This is a genomic window from Rathayibacter sp. AY1C4 (genome assembly GCF_002932195.1).
Lineage (GTDB): Bacteria > Actinomycetota > Actinomycetes > Actinomycetales > Microbacteriaceae > Rathayibacter.
This window is the reverse complement of the sequence record NZ_PSWE01000027.1, coordinates 20,890-39,631: the sequence shown is the minus strand read 5'-3', so window position 1 is coordinate 39,631 and position 18,742 is coordinate 20,890. Positions and strand designations below refer to the sequence as shown.

Here is an 18,742-nt window from a genome sequence, read left to right as displayed (position 1 = left end):
ACATGTCCGCGCCAGGGGGAGAGAGCGTCGTCGAGAGGCGTTCCCCGCTCGTTCACGAGGCCTTTCCGATAGCACATTCCGCTCGGATACTCGATGCCGTCCTGATGGGCCTCCTGGTCTACCGGCTCCCCACCCCCTTCCTCCCGGGGAGCGTCCCGCTGGCCCAGACGGCGCTGGCCGCCCTGGTCCTCGTCAGCCTCTTCCGGCGGCCCACCCGCCGTCTCGGACGGGCCGCCTGGTACCCGTGGCTGTGCCTCGCCCTGCTCGCCTTCGTCCTCGCCGGCTCGTCCTTCGACGGCCTCGACGCCCTGCGCCGGGCGGCGAACATCGCGCTCGTCATGCTCGCCGCGGGCTTCCTCGCGAGCGGGCGGATCGACGTGGTCTCGGGGCTCAAAGGACTCGCCGCGGCGCTGTCGCTGAACGCCGTGCTGTTCGTCGCGGGACTCGCCCCGGACAGCTACCAGGGCGCTCTGACCGGCTACCTGCAGGACAAGAACGTGGCCGGTCTCGTCTACGGAGCGGCGGCGCTGCTGGTCTCGGCGCTCAGCTCGCGGCTGTGGCTGCGGGTCGGCGTGCTCGCGCTCGGGGCCGCCGCGGTCGTCGCCACCGACTCCCGCACGTCGATGGCGGCCTACGCCTGCGCGCTCGTGTGGCTCGTCGCGGCGCCGTACCTGCGCCTGCTCTTCCACGCGCTCCTCGGCGGCGGCCTCGTCCTGCTGTTCCTCTGGGCCGAGCGGAACCTGGCGACGGCCGGCGGCTACGGGGTGGAGCGGGCCGGCTCCGACGCCCTGCGCGCCCGCATCCTCGACGCCTCGGTCGACAAGGTGGCGCTCTCGCCGTGGACCGGCTCCGGGCTCGGCGAGGCGACCGCGCGGGTCGACGGGATCGACTGGTTCTTCCACAACTCCTACCTGGCGCTGATGGCCGAGGGCGGCGTCGTGCTGCTCGTCGGCGTCGTCGGCACCGTGCTCGTGGCCGGCTTCGCGACGACGGCCGCCGGGGCCGGGAGCCGCCCGGGGCACGCGGTCGGCGCGGCGAGCATCCTGGTGCTGCTGTGTGCGACGCAGCTCGGCGAGGTGTTCTTCGCCCCGATCTCGTTCGTCGTCGTCGGCGCGGGTCTCGCTCTGCTCGCGGAGCGGTCCGCCCGCGTCCGCGCTCTGCCGCCGGAGTAGCGCCTCCCGCGTCCACCCGATCCGGCGCGTATCCGCGGATCCGGGGCGCGCAGGTCCTGGTCGGCGGGCGCTTCCCGGTGGGGCGGAGCTCGCCTGGTGCGGCCCCGGCCGACCGCCGCTCAGGCGCGGCCGCGCTCGCGGACCGCGTCGCGGAGTACCGCGCGGACGCCCGCCCACATGTGCCGCGCGTTCAGCTCGGCCAGCACCCGCTCCCGGCCCGCGCTGGCGACCTCGGCCCTCTTCCCGTCGTCGCTCAGCACCGCCTCCAGCACCGCCGCGATCCCCGCCGGGTCGTGCAGGGGCAGCGCGAAGGACGTCTCGCCGTCGCGGACGTAGCCGGTCATCGCGGCGCTCGCGGTGACCGCCGTGCAGGTCCCGCAGCCGGAGGCCTCCAGCAGGACGCTCTGGCCCGTCGGGTAGGCGAGGTCGTGGCTGGTGACGACGACGAGCTCGGCGTCGCGCAGGTTGTCGCGGTGCCGGCCGACCGGGACAGGATCGTGCAGGACGACGTTGGCCGGCAGCACTCGCGACGGCCGCCGTGCAGGAGTGGTCACGATGTCGAACCGCCGGTGCGGCAGGCGCTCGGCGGCGGCGACCAGCGAGTCGAAGTCGCGCCCGCGGTCGACCCCGACGGCGAGCACCTCGAACCGCTTCGGACGCGGCGGAACGGGCCGGTAGTAGTCGGAGTCGACCCCGAAGAGCACCGGTGCGATCCGCCGCTCGTCGACGCCGTGCCGGGCGAAGACCTCGCGCTGGTTCTCGCTGAGCACGACGAGCCGGTCCACGCCCTGGAGCAGCCGGACCACCTGTCGGCGCCGCTCCGGCGAGCCGGTGAGCAGCTCCTCCGCCCACCAGCAGGAGAGGACCACGAGCGGCGTGCGGCCGTACGGCCCGAGCCGCGCGCGCCGGAGCCGGGCGGGGAGGCCCGCCTCCGGCTCGAGCACGCAGAGCACCGCGTCGGCCGAGCGGACCGCCCGGAGTGCGCGCAGCTGCGTGTCCACGTTCAGCCCCGTGCGGTGCTCCACGACGTCGCGGAGCTTCACGTGCGCGGGCCGAGACGCGTGACCGGGGACGAGGAGCCGCGTCGAGTCGTCCCGGAGGAGGTCGGCCCGGTACGGCAGCCTCCCGCGGGCGAAGGGCTCGCCCGGAGCCAGGCGCAGGGTCGGGTGCTTGAGGAACAGTCCGAGCACTCTGAGGACTTCCGGTTCGCGGGTCATCGTCGTCCTTTCCCGAGGGAGGAGGAGAGGCTCCCCGCGGCATTCCCCGGAAAGCGGATCGGTCTCCTGGCGGGAGGATCAGGAATCATCGGAGAGGGCCATCCGCGCCAGAAGTCCGTCGATAGCCGACTTCCCGGAGGACGGCGAGTAGGAATCGTTCCAGCGGGCACGATCCCTCTCCCGCGACTCCGATAGTCCTCTCTTCTTCCGGGCTCTGATCAGCTCGGCCAGAGCCCTCGGATCCCCGGCTCGGAACGTGGCGCCGATCGACGGGCCGACGACCTCGGGGAGCGCACCGGCGTCGCTCACGACCACGGGGACGCCGGCCGACATCGCCTCCGTCACGACCAGGCCGAACGACTCCGGCTGCACCGACGGCACCACCAGGAGGTCGATCCGCGAGAAGAGGTCGCCGGGCTCGATCCACCCCGGCCGGTCCACCAGAGCGGCGACCGGAGCGAGGGCCGCCTCCACCTCGCGACGCTCCCGCTCCGCCACGAACCGGGGCTCGCCCGCCAGCACCAGGCGATACGCGCCCGGTTCCCCCGCCTCCAGCAGCGCCAGCGCCTCGGTGAGGACCCGCACCCCCTTCGCGAGCGAGGGACGCCCGAGGAAGCCGAGGACGGTCGTCCCGTCCTCCCGCGGCCGCGCCTCCGGCAGGTCGACGCGGCGGCTCCAGTTCGGCAGCACGGTCGACCCGGGGACGATCCCCGCCAGGTAGCGCGAGGGGACGAGGGTCGCCAGGGCGCCGCGGCGGGCGATGGGCGCGAGCAGCCGCTGCAGGCCTGACGGGCGCTGGTGCAGGTGCACGATCCGCCGCGGACGCCCTGCCGTCGCGACGGCCGGCACCAGACCGTTGCACCACAGCACGCCCTCGCGGGAGGAGGCGTCCCAGCGCCGCAGCGCGCGCATCCAGGCGGGTCTGCCCGCGGCCTCGAGCTCGACGACCCGGTGGCCGGCGGCGAGGGCGGCGGCGACGAGCGCACGCGGCTCCGAGGGGCCGACGACCACGACAGGGACCTCGAGCGCCTCCAGCGCCTCCGCGATGCTCAGCAGCATCACCTCGCCGCCGCCGATGTCGCCGTTGTTGGTCGCGAGCGCCACCGGAGGCCGCCCGGCGCCGCCCGCTCCCCCGTGGATCATCCGCCGCCCCGCCGCCTCCGCGCGGCGCCCCCGCGGCCCGCGCGCCCATCCTCACCGAGACGAGCGCCCGGCTCCACCGGGCCCGGCCGGGCTCCGCGGGCCGCGGGAGCGCTGGAATACTGACCGGATGGAGCTCGTGGGCGTTCTCTGGGCCGACGAGGCCGTGCCGCTGGTGTCGGCGTTCGTCCACCGGCGGGCCGACGCGGCGGGCCTGCGCGCACTCGTGCTCAAGGGACCGACCGCCGCCGCCGACCGGCTCCGGCCGCCCCGCGCCTCCGGCGACGTCGACCTGCTGGTCGCCCCCGACGACCTGCCCCGGATCCTGGCTCTCCTGGCCGCCGACGGCTGGACCGAGCGGCCCTGGCCGGACGGACCGACGCTCGCGGCCAAGCACTCGCGCTCCTACCGGCACGCCGCGTGGCCGGTCGACATCGACGTGCACTGGCGGTGGCCGGGATTCCTCGTGCCGCCGCGCGACGCCTTCGAGGCGCTGTGGAGCCGGCACCGGATCGTGGAGCTGGCCGGCCGTCCGGTGGCGACCGCGAGCGTCGCCGACTCGGCGCTCGTGCTGGCGCTGCACGCGCTCCGCGACGCCTGGCAGATCACCGACCCGCGCCTCACGCGGCCCTCCGACTACGACCTGCTCGTCGAGGCGGTGGCCGCCCGCGCGCAGCTGCACGCTCCGCTCCGGGCGGCGGCGGAGGAGCTCGGCGCCGTCCAGACCGCGCAGCCCTTCCTCGATGCGCTCGGCATCCGCGCGCGCGCCGGGGAGGTGCCCGCGGCCGAGCTGCGGGCGTGGCGGATCAACGCGAGCTCGCCCCACGCCTCCGCGGGGTGGGTGCAGGCCGTGCGCGCGGCCGGCTGGCGGCAGCGGCCGCTGCTCCTCGCCCGCGCCGTCTTCCCCGCTCCCCACGCCCTGCGCGCCGCCGACCCCGCCATCGGCCCGCGCCGGATCGACGTGGCGGCCGGCTGGTGGCGGCGGCTGCGACGCGGCGCCCGCACGGCTCCGCTCGCGTGGGACCACCTCCGACGGACGGACAGGACCTGACATGACCCGCCGGCTGATCCGCGCCCCCTTCGGGCTCGGCGTGCGCTTCACCTTCGACGACACCGTCCCCGACCGCTTCGTGGCGGAGGTGGAGGAGTCGTGGAACGACGTGGACGACGACGCCGATCGCCCGGGCTCCGAGTACCGGGTGTCGCTGACCGAGCCGGTCGGGGAGCCCGGAGTGATCGCGCAGCCGACCGAGGACGCCCTCGCCGAGCACATCGGCGCCGCGCTCACCCTCGCGGCGGCCGACGCCTGCGAGGGCCGGCTGCTCAGCGTGCACGCCTCGGCGGTCGCCCTGACCGACGGCCGCGTCGTCGCGTTCGTCGGCCGGCCCGGTGCCGGGAAGTCGACCCTCGTGAGCCTCGCCGCTCGGCGGTACGGGTACGTGACCGACGAGACGCTCGCCGTCCGCCGCGACGGGCGGGTGCTGCCGTTCCGGAAGCCCGTCGCCCTCCTCGACGGCGGCGACTGGAAGCGGCACCGCTCCCCCGCCGCGATGGGCCTGCAGCCGCTGCCGGACGCTCCGCTGCGCCTGGCCGCCCTGCTCCTGATCGCCCGCGACCCGTCCGGCCCGGCGGAGCCCCGGCTCGAGCCGATCGCCTTCGACGAGGCGCTCTCGGTGCTGCTGCCCGAGCTGAGCCACTTCGCACGGCTGCCCGCGGCGCTGCACCACCTCGCGGGGCTGCTCGACTCCGTCGGCGGGGCCCGGGTGCTCCACTACCGCGAGGCGGAGACGGTGCTGCCGCTCCTGGAGCGCCTCGGGGAGGCGTCGCCGGTCGTCGCCGACGCGCCCGAGGCCGATGCGGCGGCGCCCGGCCCGGGTCTGCTCGCGCGCGCCGCCGGCGTCGAGTGGGTCGAGCGCGACGGAGTGGTCAGCTGCCTCCTCGACGAGCGGGTCGAGACGCTCACCGGGATCGGCCCGGTGCTGTGGCGTGCTCTCGGGACGCCCGCGACGGTCGACGCGCTGACCGGGGCCGTCGTCGCCGAGCACGGCGTCCCGCCCGCGGGCGACCCCCGGGCGCACGTCGAGGCCGTGCTCGACGCGATGGTCGAGCACGGCCTCGTGGTCCGCGGCGCCTGACGGCGCCGAGCGCGGCTAGCCCGTGCGGACGTTCGGCCCGACGGAGCCGCGGGCGATGAACAGGTCGAGCAGGTTCACGAGCCCCACCGCGCGGATGTAGAGCGCCGCGACGTCGTAGCGGCCGACGGGGAGCGCCTCGAGGGCGGCGGGCCCGGTCGGGTTGGTCGAGCGGTTCTGCGCGTTGACGTCGATCTGGATGACGTCCCGCAGCGCGGCGAAGACCGGGGTGATCGCGGTGGTGACAACGGCTCCGACAAGAGCGGGCAGGGCCGCGAGCAGCGGGTTCAGCACGTTCAGGACCAGGGTCAAGACGCTGGCGAGCACGCCAGCGCCGTTCAGCGGGATCCCGAGGATCCTGATGTTCTCGCGCAGCCGCTGTGTGAGCACGGTGACCAGCGACGTCGTGAAGGCGGTCAGGGCCGCCGCCGGAACGCCGAGTCCGCTGTCCACGAGGAGCGTCGAGTTCGGCGGGAGGTTGTTGAGGAAGGCGGAGTAGGAGCCGAACTGCGTGTTCCCGGGCTGCCCGGGAGCCGGCCCGAGGAGGGAGGCGAGATCGATGGTCAGTGTCGCCGGAGTCGTCCCGAGGCTCGCCTGGATCGGCTGACCTCCACCCGGCAGGTTCCCCGCGAGGATGGCGGCGGTGTCGACGGTGACAAGACCGATATTGCCGATCGTCGTCAGGGCGGTCGTCACTTGAGTGACGAGAGCTGTCAGCGCCGTCGACGTGAGCACCAGGTTCAGCCTGGTGATCTGGTAGTCGCGCTGCAGGTTGTCCGACCCGGGCACGCAGGCCGACTGAAGAGCTGCGCGTCCGGTGACGGCGCCGATCTGCAGAGTGAGCCCGGCAACGTTGGTCAGGAGGTCAGACAGACCAGGCCCGCCGACGGCGGCGAGGATCGCCTGCAGGTTGACGGTGCCGAAGTCGGGGTAGCTCCCCGACGTCGGGGTCAGCGCCAGCTGGCCGGCATTGGTGATCGCACCGGAGGCTCCGCGGACGGTGCCGGTGGTGCTCGCCTCCGCGTACTGGTTGAGGGTGCCGACGCCGGCGGGAGCCGCCAGCGTGAGGAGGGAGGAGAGCGTGCCGGTCAGCCCGGTCGCGTTCACGGCGATGCCGTTCAGCACCGTGGCGTTGACGCCGCCGGTCACGACGGCCGGATTGCCCTGGTCGGGAGCGATCGCCGTCACGCCCGCGACACCGGCGACGGTGTCGAGGTTCACGCCGCCGAGGAAGCCGCTGAGGAGGCGTCCGCGGGCGACCGCCTGGAAGACCGTCCCCACCGGGAAGCAGCTGATCGAGACAGCGGAGGCGGACTGCGCCAGCATCACCGCGGGCACCGACCAGACCGCTCCGGCCACGACCGTCCGCCGTGCGAAGACGCCCGCGGAATTCGCGCTCTTCTTCTCGCTCTTATCGCTGATATCGCTGGATGCGAGCGGATTAGACTCCGACATTGGCGGCCCTCCGGTGCTGTCGCTCGACGTGCACCCCTTGGCGCGTCGGCGGCAAACATAGCGAGAGAGGCGTCGCGATAAGAGGCGCTGGCGGATTTCTACTCGCACTGGCGGTGATCAGCGGAGAGGACGCGGAGAAGATGGCAGAGGACCCCCGGCTCCTTCTCTGGCGGCGCCGCCCGGACACGGCCTCCGTCGATCTGAACGGGCGCGTCCTGGTGCTCCCGCTGGACGTCTCCCCGATGGGCAGCCCCTACGCGCTGCGCGAGAGCGTGGCCGCGACCTGGCGCGCGCTCGACGACGAGCCGCAGGACTTCTCCGGCCTGGCCGACCGGCTCGCCCGCCTCCACACCACCGATCCCGGCGCCATCGCCGACGACCTGGCGCGCGTGCTGAGCGGGCTGGAGGAGCTGCTCCTGGTCGAGAGCAGCCCGCGCGGCGAGGAGTCCCGATGAGTGTCGCGAGCGTCGTCGTCCCCAGCTACGCGGGGGCGGCCCGCCTGCCCCGCCTCCTCGCCGCCCTCGCGGCTCAGACCCACCGCGACCTCGACGTGGTCGTGGTCCTCGACGGCGTCGTCGATGCCAGCGAGCCCGCCCTCGACGCCTCCCCCGTGCCCGTGCGCCGCGTCGTGCTCCCCGAGAACCGGGGGCGCTCCGCCGCGCTCACCGCCGGCTTCGACGCCGCGCGGGGCGACGTGCTGATCCGCTGCGACGACGACCTCGAGCCCGGCCCGGGCTGGGCCGCCGCGCACGTCGCGGCCCACCGGGACGCGGTCATCGGCGTCGTCGGCCTCTGCCCCGACGTCGACCCGGGCACCGCCTACTCCCGCGCCTACGGCCGGCCCGCCGGCGAGCGCTTCCGCCGCGGCGCCTACGCGGCGGGTTCCGACGCCTCCTGGCGCTACTGGGGCGGCAACGTCTCGGTGACGCGGGCGACGTACGACCGGGTCGGCGGCTACAGCACCGACTACCGCGAGTACGGCTGGGAGGACGTCGACTGGGGCTACCGGCTGCACCGCCTGGGAGTGCCGGTGCGGATCGAGCCCGGCGCCGAGGCCCTGCACCACGGCGCCTCCGTCTCGGCGGCGGTCCGCAGCCGGCGCGCGTTCCTCTCGGGGGCGGCCCGCCGCACCTTCGAGCGGCTGCACCCCGAGCAGGTGCGGGAGGCGGTGCCCGCAGCCGGCGCGTGGGACGCAGCCGTGCGCCTCCTGGCCCGCGACGGGAGCGAGCGGCGGACGGCACTGGTCGCGGGATTCGCGGACGCCGCGCTCGGAGTGGTGCCCCGCCCGGTCGGCGAGAAGCTGGTCGCGCTCGCCGTCGAGTCCGCAGCGATCGCGGGCTACGACCGCGGCAGAGGGCGTCCCGCGCACGGGTGACGGCGGCGCGGATCGACGGATCCGCGGGCCCGACAGCGGCGCCAACGCCGTGCGGGAGCCGATCTAGGCTCCCCCGCATGCGAGTCCTTCTGGTGGGCGGAGCGGGCTACATCGGGAGCCACACCGCCGTCGCGCTCCTCGAGAGCGGCCACGAGGTGCTGGTCGTGGACGACCTCTCGCACGCGAGCGAGCGGACCCTCGACACGGTGGAGGAGCTGACCGGCTCGGTGGTCCCCCGCCTGATCGCCGACGCGCGCGACACGGCCGCACTGACCCGCTTCCTCGCCGCCCACGGCCCGGTCGACGCCCTGGTCCTGCTCGCCGGGCTCAAGTCGGTCGGCGACTCGGTGCGGCGGCCCGTCGAGTACTGGACGGTCAACGTCGGGCTCGCCACCGCGGCGTTCTCGGTCGCAGCGGAGGCGGGGATCCGCACCGTCGTGTTCTCGAGCTCGGCGGCCGTCTACAGCCCGGGCGGCGCGATGCCGGTCGGGGAGGACTCCCCCGCCGGGCTCAGCGCGGCGAGCCCCTACGGCGCGACCAAGCGCGTCATCGAGGAGATCCTCGGCGACGCCGCGCGCGCCGATCCCCTCCTGCGCGCGGTCAGCCTCCGCTACTTCAATCCCATCGGCGCGCACCCGTCGGGGCGGATCGGCGAGGATCCGGCCACGGCGCCGGGGAGCCTCCTGCCCGTGCTGACGCGGGCCGCGGGCGACCCCTCCCGGTGCGTCGACGTCCTCGGCGACGACTACCCGACCCCCGACGGCACGGGGCTGCGCGACTACATCCACGTCTGCGATCTCGCGGCCGGGCACGTCGCGGCGCTCGAGCGCGCGCGGCCCGGGCACCGCGTCTACAACCTCGGCACGGGCTCGCCGACGAGCGTCCTCGAGCTGATCGACGAGGTCGAGCGGGCGAGCGGGGAGACGGTCCGGTGGCGGGCCGTGGGGCGCCGGCCGGGCGACCTCGCCGCGAGCTGGGCCGACCCGGCACGCGCCGAGCGGGAGCTGGGCTGGCGGGCGGTGCGCACCGTGCGCGAGGGCGTCCGCGACCAGTGGCGGTGGCAGACCCTGCAGCGCATCGGCGTCTCCTGATCCTTCCGGCACGGCGTCACTGAAAGAGTGACTTCTTCTTCTCCGCGACTCTTCTCCATCGTTGTGATCTCCGAGGGAATAGCACCTCCGCGACGAACTCCAGACGATCCTCGCCATTCCACTCGCGGCTTATCCGGATCATCGGACTCTTCTTTCCCCGTCGTTCTGCGACGACTCGTACTCGCCTTTCGATTCCTTCTCCACGAGCCGCTTAGCTTCTACTGCACTGCTGATCGGTCACCGACGACGGATAAGCATTCGGAGCCGCTCCCGTCTCCGGATGGCCGCCCGATCCTCACCGCACGCCCGGGGGAAGGGGCCCATCATCACTGCCGTCATCGACGCGACCACCCGTTCCCGATCCGTCCCCCCGGTCGGTCCCGGCCTGATCGTGCACGAGTGGGTCGAGCGCCGCGGAGGCGCCGAGCGCGTGCTCGAGGCGATGACCGAGGCCTTCGCCGACGCCGACGTCCGCGTCCTCTGGAGCGACTGCGCCGAGGTCGTCGGCAGGCCCGTCTCGGAGTCCTGGCTGGCGCGCACGCCGCTGCGCCGCCACAAGGTCCTCGCTCTGCCGGCGATGCTGCCCACGTGGAGGCTCCCGGTCGGCGCCTCCCGCGAGTGGGTGCTGGTCAGCTCGCACCTCTTCGCCCACCACGTCCGCACCAGCGGACCGACCCGCAAGCTCGTCTACGCGCACACCCCGGCCCGCTACATCTGGGAGCCCGACCGCGACGGCCGCGGCAGCAGCCTCGCCGCCCGCACCGCGAGCCTGCTCCTCAAGCCGATCGACCGCCTCCGCGCCGCCGAGGCCTCCTCCATCGCGGTGAACAGCCTCTTCACCGGGCAGCGGGTGCGCGACGCGTGGCACCAGCCGTCGAGGGTCATCTACCCGCCGGTGAACACCGAGCTGCTCTCGACGATCACCGACTGGCGCTCCCCGCTCGACGACGACGAGCTGCGCCTCCTCGACTCGCTCGCCCGGCCGTTCATCCTGGGCGCCTCGCGGTTCGTCCCCTACAAGCGCCTCGAGAAGGTCATGGACGCCGGAGCCCGCACCGGGCTGCCGGTCGTCATCGCCGGGCACGGCCCCTGGGAGGCGCGGCTCCGCGCCTACGCCGAGGAGATCCGGGCCGACGTGACCTTCGTCATCTCGCCCTCCGACCAGCTGATCCGCGCGCTCTACGCGCAGGCGCTCGTGTACGTCTTCCCCGCGGTCGAGGACTTCGGGATCATGCCCGTCGAGGCGATGGCCTGCGGGACGCCGGTCATCGGGACCGACATCGGCGGAGTGCGCGAGAGCGTGTCCCTCGCCGGCGGGGGCGTCATCGCGGACCTCGAGGGCGATCCCGACTGGAGCGACCTGCTGCGCCGTGCGCTCGCGCTCGACGTCGACGCCTTCCGGGCCCGGAGCCGGGTCTTCTCGCGCCGGCGCTTCATCGCCGAGATCCAGGACTGGGTCGCCGAGCAGACCGCCTGACGACGGCGCTCCCCGCCGCGGGAGGCCGTCCGTGCGCGCGTCACCGTGCGTGCGGACGACCCTCCCGCGGCGGGATCAGAACAGGCCGCGCGGGGGTTCGATCGAGGCGAGGACGCCGGGAGCGGCGATCACGCTGAGGCGGCCGACCTCCTCCGGGGTCAGCTCGGGCAGGCGCTGCGCGAGGTCGAGGAAGCGCTCGATCTCGGACTTCTCGAGCACGTCGGCGGCGAGCGTGCGGAACTTCGACACGTACTGCTCGCGGCTGAACGGGTGCGCGCCCAGCGGGTGCGCGTCCGCCACCGCGATCTCGTCGACGATCGTCGTGCCGTCCGTCATCAGGATCTCGACGCGGGCGCCGAACGCCTTCTCGCCCGGATCGGTGGAGTGGTAGCGGCGCGTCCACTCCGCGTCCTCCTGCGTCGTGACCCGGTGCCAGAGCGCGATGGTGTCGGCGCGGGCGGCCCGCTCGGGGGCGTAGCTGTGCACGTGGTGCCAGGCGCCGTCCTGCAGCGCCACCGTGAAGATGTACGGCACGGAGTGGTCCAGCGTCTCGCGGGACGCGGCCGGGTCGTACTTCTGCGGGTCGTTCGCGCCCGAGCCGATCACGAAGTGCGTGTGGTGCGAGGTGTGCAGGACGATCCGCTCGACGCGCTCGGGATCGGCGGCCTCGGGGTGCGTGCGGTGCAGGCGGCGGGCGAGGTCGATCAGCGCCTGCGCCTGGTACTCGGCCGAGTGCTCCTTCGTGTACGTGTCGAGGATCGCGCGCTTGGCCTCGCCGCGGTCGGGCAGCGGGACGTCGTAGCTCGCGTCGGCGCCGTCGAGCATCCAGGCGATGACGCCGTCCTCGCCCTCGTAGATCGGCGACGGGCTGGTCTCGCCGCGCATCGCCCGGTCGACCGCCTCGATCGCCATCTTCCCCGCGAAGGCCGGCGCGTACGCCTTCCAGCTCGAGATCTCGCCCTTGCGCGACTGCCGCGTGGCGGTCGTCGTGTGCAGGGCCTGCGCGACGGCCTGCTCGATCGTCGCGACGTCGAGGCCGAGCAGCGTGCCGATCCCGGCGGCGGCCGAGGGGCCGAGGTGCGCGACGTGGTCGATCTTGTGCCGGTGCAGGCTGATTGCGCGCACCAGGTCGACCTGGACCTCGTATCCGGTGACGATGCCGCGGACGAGCTGCGCCCCGCCGATGCCCGCGTGCTGGGCGACGGCGATCAGCGGAGGGATGTTGTCGCCCGGGTGCGAGTACTCGGCCGCCAGGAACGTGTCGTGGTAGTCGAGCTCGCGCACGGCGACCCCGTTGGCCCAGGCCGCCCACTCGGGCGAGACCCGGCGGGCCGGGTCGACGCCGAGGACGACCGAGCCCTGGCCGCCGATGGAGGCGGGGTGCGCGAGAGCCTGCGCGCGGGCGGCGACGACCGGGCGGCGCAGGAGCGACGCGGTGGCGACGGCGGCGTTGTCGATGACCCGGTTGACCACCATCTCGGCGACCTCGTCGTCGATCTCGACCGGATCGGCGGCGACCTCGGCGATCGCGTGGGCGAGCTGCCCGTGTCGCGGGAGCTCCTCGTCGCTGCGGTGGACGCGGACGTGGTGTTCGTGCACGGGCGGCTCCTTCGTCTCTCCCCCAGGCTATCGCCCGCCTCCGGCCCCGGCCGCGCGGGCAGAATGGGCGGATGTCCTCCCCCACGCGCGTCGCGGCGCTCGACTGCGGCACCAACTCCCTCCGCCTGCTGATCGCCGATGTGGAGGGCGGGCGCCTCCGGGACGTCCAGCGCCGCACCGAGCTCGTGCGGCTGGGCCGCGGGGTCGACCGCACCGGCCGCTTCGACCCGGCCGCGCTCGAACGGACCCTCGCCGTCACCCGCGAGTACGCGGCCGCCGCGCAGGAGGCCGGCGCCGAGCGCCTCCGCTTCGTCGCCACCTCGGCCACCCGCGACGCCGCCGACCGCGAGGACTTCCTCGCCGCCGTCGAGCGGATCCTCGGCGTCACCCCGGAGACGATCTCCGGCGAGGAGGAGGCGCGGCTCTCCTTCCGCGGCGCGGTCTCGGCCGTCGACTCCGCCCGGCCCGTGCTGGTCGTCGACCTCGGCGGCGGCTCGACCGAGCTCGTGCTCGGCGGAGCGGAGCCGGAGCAGGCGCACTCGATGGACGTCGGCAGCGTCCGCCTGACCGAGCGCCACCGCCGGGCCGCCGAACCGACGGAGGGCGAGCGCGCGGCGATGCGGGCGGACGTGGGCGCCGCGCTGGCCGCCTCCTCCGTCGACCTCTCGCAGGCCCGGAGCGTCGTCGGCGTCGCCGCGACCGTGCTCACGATCACCGCGCACGTCCTCCGCACCACCGACCGCGCTGCGCTCGAGACGTCCCTCCCCCTCTCCGACGTCCTCGCCGCCTGCGACGAGCTCGCCGCGCTGTCTCCGGAGGGGACGGCGGCCCTCCCCTGGGTGCGCCCGGGGCGCGAGGACGTGCTGGCGGCCGGCGCGCTGGTCTGGGGAGAGGTCCTCCGCGCGGTCCACGAGGCGTCGCCGGGCGTCGACCGGGTCCGCTCGACCGCGCACGACATCCTCGACGGGATCGCGCTCGGCCTCGCCTGACGCGCGCGCGGGTCAGGCGGTGAGGGCGCTCCCGGAGTCGCGCGGGAGCCGGGCGGCGGCGGCGAGCGGCACGAGGGTCAGCACCGCGAGGGCGAGGAAGGCGACGCGGTAGGGGACGAGGCCGGGCCCGATCGCGGTGCCGACGGCGAGCGCCACCGCGCCCGCCGCGACTCCGAGTCCGGCCGCGATCTGCTGCGTGGTGGCGTTGAGGGTGTTCGCGCCCGACATCCCCTCCTGCGGGACCTCGGCGAACGTGACGGTGTTGTAGGCCGTGAAGCCCGCCGAGCGGGCCACTCCGCTCAGCACCAGCAGCGCCACCACGAGCGCCACCGGAGTCGCCGGCTCGAGGAACGCCATCGCCGCCATGCACGCCGCCCCGACCGCGCTCGCCGCGACCAGCACCCCGCGGAAGCCGAGGCGCCGCAACAGCGGAGTCGTGGCCGGCTTGATCGCCAGGTTGCCGGCGAAGAGCGCCAGCACCACGGAGCCGGCCTGCACCGGGCTCCAGCCGAACGCGTCCTGGAACAGCAGCGGGAGCAGGAACGGCACCGCGTTCACAGTCGCCCGGTAGAGCGATCCGCTCGCGTTGGCGACCCGGAAGGTGCGGAAGCGGAAGGCGTCGAGCCGCACGAGCGGATGCTCGGCGCGGCGCAGGTGCCGCACGGCGAGAGCCGTCACGACCGCGCCGACGAGCAGCGGCGCCACCGCCCGCCCGTCGAGCTCGGAGCCGGTGAGGAGCCCCGCCGCTCCGACCAGCGCGCCGAGCCCGACCGCGACGAGCACCAGCCCCGTGACGTCGAGCGGGGGCGGCGCGCTCTCGGAGGTGGCGGGGACGATCCGGCGCGCGATCGCGAACGCGACGACCCCGAGGGGCAGGTTGATCAGGAAGATCCAGTGCCAGGAGGCGACGGTCGTGAGCAGCCCGCCGAGGAACGGCGCGATCACGGGGGCGACCAGTCCCGGCCAGACCAGGATCGCGATGGCGTGGATGATCCCCTCCCGCGGAGTCGCCCGCAGCACCGCGAGCCGGCCGACCGGCACCATCAGCGCGCCGCCGACGCCCTGCAGGACCCGGGCGCCGACCAGAAGCGGCAGCGTGGGGCTGAGCGCGCAGAGCAGGGAGGCGAGGGTGAAGACGGCGATCGCGCTGGTGAAGACGCGGCGCACGCCGAAGCGCTCGCTGAGCCAGCCCGAGGCCGGGATGAGGACGGCGACGGTGAGGAGGAACGCGGTGACGGTGATCGAGACCGCGGCGGAGTCGACGCCCAGGTCGGCGGCGATCGCGGGCGCGGCGGTCGTCACGATCGTGGCGTCGAGGTTCTTAATGAAGAAGCAGCCGGCGACGAGCAGCGCGAGGGAGCGGTGGCGGGGGTCCGTGCTGTCCTCCTCGGCGTGGGGCTGTCGGCGGCGAGCGTAGCGCGGCGACGGCGCGGCCGCCGGGCGGGTACCGTCGCAGCATGAGCGCTGCAGCCGAGACCAGGACGATCCAACTCCGACGCTACGAGCTGATGGACGCGGTGATGGACGACTTCCTCGCCTGGTTCCCCGAGCGGATCGTGCCGGCGCGCGAGGCCCACGGCTTCCGGATCGAGTTCGCCTACGCCGACCGCGAGGTGAACGAGTTCGTCTGGGCGGTCAGCACGGCCGGCGACGCCGACGCGTTCGCCGAGGTCGAGCGGGCGTACCTGGCCTCGCCCGAGCGCGACGCCGCCTTCGCGGGCGAGCCGAAGCGCGTCGCGGTGCAGCACGTGCGGCTGGTCGAGCGGATCGTCTGACCCGGGCGGCGTCCGAGCCGAGCGGCGTCCGACCCGGGCGCCGTCGTCTCCGGGGCGCCGCCGACTCCGGGCGCCGTCGGGTCCGGGCCCGTCAGCTCCGGGCGCGCCGCACGGCCGCGAGGACGCCGCGGACCACGAGCGTTCCGACCGCGATCGACCCGATCGCTCCGGTCAGGCGCGCCCAGACGTGCTTCGGCCGGTCGATCCCGGCGCGGTCGGCGGGCGAGGGGAGCGAGGCGGGCGCGAGCGTGCGGCCCGCGGCTCCCGCCTCGGCCATGTGGGCGAGCCGGCGCACGGCCTCGCGGTTGCGGATCCAGAGGAACGAGTGCATCAGCGGCTTCGGGACGAGCGTGCCCGGGCCCTTCACGGGCGCCTCGTGCATCCGCACCTTCGCGCCGCGCGCGTGCGGCTCGACCTCGACGCGCACCCGGGCCTCGCCGAGCGGCCAGCCGGCGGCCTGGATGACCATCCGGCGCGGCGGGTCCCACTCGAGGACCGTGGTGCGGTCGTCGATCACGAGCGGCCAGAGGCCGAAGGAGTGGTGCAGCTGCGAGCCCACGTGCGGGAAGTCGGCGTCGACCTTCCGCATCCGCGACGCGCCGACGACCCAGCTCGGGAACAGCCAGCCGGAGGCGAGCACCGCGAAGACGGACTCGGGCGGGCAGTGGACGACGCGGGTGGTGCGGGACATCGCGGGCTCCTTCGAGTGGTGGTGGGGCGCGTGGCGGCGCCGTCCCTCAGCCTGGCAGGCCGGGGGCGGCGACGGGCGCAGCGCAACAGCGGCGGCTCAGGCCGGGCGCGCCTCCGGCGACAGGTCGGGCGACTCGCGCACCCCGAACTCGTGCCGCAGCGCGCTGCGGGCGGCGTGCCAGCCGGCCATGCCGTGCACGCCCGGCCCGGGCGGGGTGGACGAGGAGCAGAGGTAGAGCCCCTTCGCGGGCGTCCGCCACGGGTCGGTCGTGGGGACCGGGCGCGAGAGCAGCTGCGCGACGCTCGCGGCGCCGGCGGCGATGTCGCCGCCCAGGTAGTTCGGGTTGTAGGCCTGCATGTCGCGGGCGGTCATCGAGGAGGCGCCGATCACGCGGTCGCGGAACCCGGGGGCGAAGCGCTCGATCTGGGCGGTGATCGCCTCCTGCTGGTCGGCGGGCGAGTACCGGGGGACGTGCGTGTACGCCCAGAGGACGTGCTTGCCCTCGGGCGCCCGGGTCGGATCGACGATCGAGGGCTGCGCCACCAGCACGTAGGGGCTGCGGCTGTGCCGGCCGCGCTTCACGTCGCGCTCGGCGGCCGCGATCTCGGCGCGGCTGCCTCCCACGTGCAACGTGCCTGCGCCGGCGAGCTCCGGGTTCGTCCACGGCACCGGCCCGTCGAGGGCGAAGTCGACCTTGGCCACGCCGTTGCCGTAGCGGAAGCGCTGGAGGGCCGCGGCGTACGCCGGGGGCAGCCGGTCCCCCGCCATCGCGAGCAGCGCCGTCGGCGTGCCGTCGACGAGCACGGCGCGGGCCGGGGGCAGCTCGGAGAGCGAGGTCACCTCGACGCCGGTCTCGATGGTGCCGCCGTGCGCCCGGAGGTCGTCGGCGAGCGCGTCGACGATCGACTGGCTGCCTCCGATCGGCACCGGCCAGCCGCGCGCGTGGGCGTAGGCGCCGAGCGCCAGGGCGGCCGCGGCCGTCGACGGGCTCGGCATCGGGCGGATCGAGTGCGCGGCGACCCCGGAGAACATCGCCGGGGCGACGTCCTCGCGGAAGCGCAGATTCCACACCGGGGTGCCCTGCTCGAGCACCCGCAGTCCGAAGCGGATCAGCACGCTCGGGTCCGTCGGGATCCGCAGCAGCGCGTCGTTGGTGAAGCCCGCGACGCGGTCGGCCCGCTCGGAGAGAGGTCCCATCAGGGCGCGCCACGCCGCTCCGTCGCGCCCCAGCGCCTCGACCGTGCGGTCGAGGTCGCGGTAGGCGATGCCCGCGCGGCCGCCGTCGAGAGGATGCGCGTACGAGATCTCGGGGACGACCAGCTCGATGCGCCGGTCGAGCCCGAAGGCGCGGAAGAAGCCGGACGCGAGCGCCATCGGGTGCACCGCCGAGCAGACGTCGTGGTGGAAGCCGGGCAGCGTCAGCTCCGCCGTGCGCGCGCCGCCGCCGATCGTCTCGTTGCGCTCGAGCACGGTGACCGAGAGCCCGGCCCGCGCGAGCGTGACCGCGGCGGCGAGGCCGTTGGGCCCCGCCCCGATGACGACGGCGTCGACCACGGTCACTTCCTCCGCAGGGCCGAGACGACGCCCGCGGCGCCGGCGGCGAGGGCCGCGGCGGCCCCCGCGTAGCTCAGGGCGCGGTGGCGGATCATCCAGATCTGGGGCGTCATGGTGTGCGCGCGGTCGCTGAAGAGGCCGCGGGCGCCGTGATCGCCGGGGACCGGCTCGTAGACGTTGTTCGGCAGCATCGGCTCCGTCTTGTCGGGGGCCTGCTGACCGTCGAAGGCGCTGCGGGCGAGGTACCAGTCCATGAAGCGCCCGGCGAAGCGGTCGCCGAGGATGGTGCCCGCGGTCGGCTCGCCGACCCAGGTGCGGCGGCGCGGCTTGTCGGCCACGTCGGCGATCGCGATCGCGCCCACCTCGGGCTCGTAGATCGGCGGCACGGGCTGCGGGTGGTGCGGCAGCTGCGACTTCACCCAGTTGAACTGGATGGTGTTGAGCGCCGGCATGTCGACCTCGGACAGGCGCACGCGGCTCTTCGCGTGCAGCAGCTCCGCGGTGACGGCCTCGCTGAAGCCTCGGGCGCCGAACTTGGAGGCGCAGTACGCGGCCTGAAGCGGGATGCCCCGGTGCGCGAGGGCGGAGCCGACCTGGATGACGTGCCCGCGGTCGCGCGGGGTCATCCGGGAGAGGGCTGCGCGGGTGCCGTTGACGAAGCCGAAGAAGTTGACGCCCACGGCGCGCTCGAAGTCGGCGGGCTCGGTCGAGAGGAACTCGCCGAAGACGCCGACCATCGCGTCGTTGACCCACAGCTCGATCGGGCCGAGCTCGGCCTCGACCCGGTCGGCCGCCGACTCGACGGCCTCGCGGTCGGCCACGTCGGTCGGGATGCCCAGCCCGCGCCGGCCCTTCTGCTCGATCTCGGCGACCGTGGCCGCCAGTCCGTCCTCGCCGCGCGCCAGCACGGCGACGTCCCAGCCGCGGGAGGCGAGCTCGCGGACCGTGGCGCGTCCGAGCCCGGCCGTGCCGCCCGTGACGACGGCGACTCCGCGGCTCATGCGCGGGCCTCGCGGGAGGAGGTCTCGAGGCGGGGGTGCTGCGTCATGGTGCGGGCTCCTTCGTGAGGGCGCGG

At 74.8% G+C, this 18,742-nt stretch carries 17 protein-coding genes; 9 read left to right on the top strand and 8 right to left on the bottom strand.

The window, feature by feature from the left end; genetic code table 11:
* Nucleotides 1–104 precede the first annotated feature (104 nt).
* The gene (locus tag C5C99_RS13285) at nucleotides 105–1,172 is read left to right on the top strand and encodes an O-antigen ligase family protein (protein WP_104340226.1); all 1,068 of its coding nucleotides are present in this window, start codon (nucleotides 105–107) and stop codon (nucleotides 1,170–1,172) included.
* Between the two features lie 119 nt (nucleotides 1,173–1,291).
* On the opposite strand, the gene C5C99_RS13280 is transcribed toward C5C99_RS13285, so the two are convergent.
* Together C5C99_RS13280 and C5C99_RS13275 are read right to left on the bottom strand one after the other, a co-directional pair.
* On the bottom strand, nucleotides 1,292–2,389 hold the full coding sequence (locus C5C99_RS13280; protein WP_104340225.1) for a glycosyltransferase family 4 protein: 1,098 nt from the start codon (nucleotides 2,387–2,389) through the stop codon (nucleotides 1,292–1,294).
* A gap of 78 nt (nucleotides 2,390–2,467) precedes the next feature.
* Entirely contained in the window at nucleotides 2,468–3,532 is a 1,065-nt protein-coding gene (locus C5C99_RS13275) for a glycosyltransferase family 4 protein (RefSeq protein ID WP_104224550.1), read from the bottom strand.
* A gap of 127 nt (nucleotides 3,533–3,659) precedes the next feature.
* On the opposite strand from C5C99_RS13275, the gene C5C99_RS17190 reads away from it, so the two are divergent.
* Together C5C99_RS17190 and C5C99_RS13265 are read left to right on the top strand one after the other, a co-directional pair.
* Nucleotides 3,660–4,580, top strand: coding sequence for a nucleotidyltransferase family protein (locus tag C5C99_RS17190; protein ID WP_104309960.1), 921 nt, complete (start codon nucleotides 3,660–3,662; stop codon nucleotides 4,578–4,580).
* A gap of 1 nt (nucleotide 4,581) precedes the next feature.
* Nucleotides 4,582–5,664 (top strand): PqqD family protein, encoded by a 1,083-nt coding sequence (locus C5C99_RS13265; RefSeq protein WP_104340223.1) that lies wholly within the window; start codon nucleotides 4,582–4,584, stop codon nucleotides 5,662–5,664.
* Between the two features lie 15 nt (nucleotides 5,665–5,679).
* On the opposite strand, the gene C5C99_RS13260 is transcribed toward C5C99_RS13265, so the two are convergent.
* A complete protein-coding gene (locus C5C99_RS13260; protein WP_146085513.1) occupies nucleotides 5,680–7,116 on the bottom strand; it encodes a choice-of-anchor G family protein in 1,437 nt (478 codons plus the stop codon).
* A 140-nt stretch (nucleotides 7,117–7,256) separates the two neighbouring features.
* On the opposite strand from C5C99_RS13260, the gene C5C99_RS13255 reads away from it, so the two are divergent.
* From C5C99_RS13255 to C5C99_RS13240, 4 genes are all read left to right on the top strand, one after another.
* A complete protein-coding gene (locus C5C99_RS13255; RefSeq protein WP_104309962.1) occupies nucleotides 7,257–7,571 on the top strand; it encodes a hypothetical protein in 315 nt (104 codons plus the stop codon).
* Nucleotides 7,568–8,491: a glycosyltransferase gene (locus C5C99_RS13250; RefSeq protein ID WP_104309963.1), complete on the top strand. Its 924-nt coding sequence runs from the start codon at nucleotides 7,568–7,570 to the stop codon at nucleotides 8,489–8,491. The genes C5C99_RS13255 and C5C99_RS13250 overlap by 4 nt, the downstream gene beginning before the upstream one ends.
* A 77-nt stretch (nucleotides 8,492–8,568) precedes the next feature.
* Nucleotides 8,569–9,582 (top strand): UDP-glucose 4-epimerase GalE, encoded by a 1,014-nt coding sequence (galE, locus tag C5C99_RS13245; RefSeq protein ID WP_104263347.1) that lies wholly within the window; start codon nucleotides 8,569–8,571, stop codon nucleotides 9,580–9,582.
* A 280-nt stretch (nucleotides 9,583–9,862) separates the two neighbouring features.
* On the top strand, nucleotides 9,863–11,059 hold the full coding sequence (locus C5C99_RS13240) for a glycosyltransferase (RefSeq protein ID WP_104227213.1): 1,197 nt from the start codon (nucleotides 9,863–9,865) through the stop codon (nucleotides 11,057–11,059).
* Between the two features lie 75 nt (nucleotides 11,060–11,134).
* Here the strand turns inward: C5C99_RS13240 and C5C99_RS13235 are convergent, their stop codons facing one another.
* On the bottom strand, nucleotides 11,135–12,658 hold the full coding sequence (locus C5C99_RS13235; protein ID WP_104340221.1) for an MmgE/PrpD family protein: 1,524 nt from the start codon (nucleotides 12,656–12,658) through the stop codon (nucleotides 11,135–11,137).
* Between the two features lie 71 nt (nucleotides 12,659–12,729).
* Between C5C99_RS13235 and C5C99_RS13230 the strand changes: the two genes are divergently transcribed.
* On the top strand, nucleotides 12,730–13,647 hold the full coding sequence (locus C5C99_RS13230) for an exopolyphosphatase (RefSeq protein ID WP_104248006.1): 918 nt from the start codon (nucleotides 12,730–12,732) through the stop codon (nucleotides 13,645–13,647).
* 12 nt (nucleotides 13,648–13,659) lie between these two features.
* On the opposite strand, the gene C5C99_RS13225 is transcribed toward C5C99_RS13230, so the two are convergent.
* Entirely contained in the window at nucleotides 13,660–14,949 is a 1,290-nt protein-coding gene (locus C5C99_RS13225; protein WP_374953737.1) for an MFS transporter, read from the bottom strand.
* 155 nt (nucleotides 14,950–15,104) lie between these two features.
* Between C5C99_RS13225 and C5C99_RS13220 the strand changes: the two genes are divergently transcribed.
* Nucleotides 15,105–15,422: an NIPSNAP family protein gene (locus C5C99_RS13220; protein ID WP_104248004.1), complete on the top strand. Its 318-nt coding sequence runs from the start codon at nucleotides 15,105–15,107 to the stop codon at nucleotides 15,420–15,422.
* 91 nt (nucleotides 15,423–15,513) lie between these two features.
* Here C5C99_RS13220 and C5C99_RS13215 read toward each other — a convergent pair whose 3' ends face one another.
* From C5C99_RS13215 to C5C99_RS13205, 3 genes are all read right to left on the bottom strand, one after another.
* Entirely contained in the window at nucleotides 15,514–16,113 is a 600-nt protein-coding gene (locus tag C5C99_RS13215) for an SRPBCC domain-containing protein (protein WP_104233566.1), read from the bottom strand.
* 96 nt (nucleotides 16,114–16,209) lie between these two features.
* The gene (locus tag C5C99_RS13210; RefSeq protein ID WP_374953736.1) at nucleotides 16,210–17,667 is read right to left on the bottom strand and encodes a phytoene desaturase family protein; all 1,458 of its coding nucleotides are present in this window, start codon (nucleotides 17,665–17,667) and stop codon (nucleotides 16,210–16,212) included.
* 2 nt (nucleotides 17,668–17,669) lie between these two features.
* Nucleotides 17,670–18,668: an SDR family oxidoreductase gene (locus C5C99_RS13205; RefSeq protein WP_104333727.1), complete on the bottom strand. Its 999-nt coding sequence runs from the start codon at nucleotides 18,666–18,668 to the stop codon at nucleotides 17,670–17,672.
* Nucleotides 18,669–18,742 lie beyond the last annotated feature (74 nt).